Consider the following 720-nt stretch of genomic DNA (forward strand, 5'->3'; position numbering starts at 1 on the left):
ATCCTTGTTAAATTGTTTATATCTGAAATAGTTCATACAGAAGACTCCTTTTTGTTAAAATTATACTATAAATTCAACTTTGCAACAGAACCTTCATATTTATCAGAGCTCGTGCTATAATTATACTAATTTTATAAGGAGGAAAAAATATGGGCATTTTTAGTATTTTTGTAATCAGCACAGTTCATTATCAACCAAACAAAAAATAAGTGGTTATAATGAATCGTTAATAAGCAAAATTCATTACCAAATTAAAGAGGGTTATAATGAACGAGAAAAATATAAAACACAGTCAAAACTTTATTACTTCGAAACATAATATAGATAAAATAATGACAAATATAAGATTAAATGAACATGATAATATCTTTGAAATCGGCTCAGGAAAAGGCCATTTTACCCTTGAATTAGTACAAAGGTGTAATTTCGTAACTGCCATTGAAATAGACCATAAATTATGCAAAACTACAGAAAATAAACTTGTTGATCACGATAATTTCCAAGTTTTAAACAAGGATATATTGCAGTTTAAATTTCCTAAAAACCAATCCTATAAAATATTTGGTAATATACCTTATAACATAAGTACGGATATAATACGCAAAATTGTTTTTGATAGTATAGCTGATGAGATTTATTTAATCGTGGAATACGGGTTTGCTAAAAGATTATTAAATACAAAACGCTCATTGGCATTATTTTTAATGGCAGAAGTTGATA

2 protein-coding genes are annotated in these 720 nt (G+C 26.7%); both read left to right on the forward strand.

Annotation, left to right across the window (positions count from 1 at the left end; translation table 11 throughout):
- The first annotated feature begins 149 nt into the window (after positions 1-149).
- Positions 150-209 carry a 23S rRNA methylase leader peptide ErmCL gene (gene ermCL, locus KA867_RS04675; protein WP_002497446.1) on the forward strand — a complete coding sequence of 20 codons (60 nt, stop codon included), beginning with the start codon at positions 150-152 and terminating at the stop codon, positions 207-209.
- Positions 210-266: 57 nt separating this feature from the next.
- On the forward strand, positions 267-720 hold a 454-nt coding region (locus KA867_RS04680), incomplete at its 3' end, for a 23S rRNA (adenine(2058)-N(6))-methyltransferase Erm(C) (protein WP_150007892.1).

Source organism: Staphylococcus sp. GDH8C109P, assembly GCF_017893405.1.
Classification (GTDB): Bacteria; Bacillota; Bacilli; order Staphylococcales; family Staphylococcaceae; genus Staphylococcus; species Staphylococcus cohnii.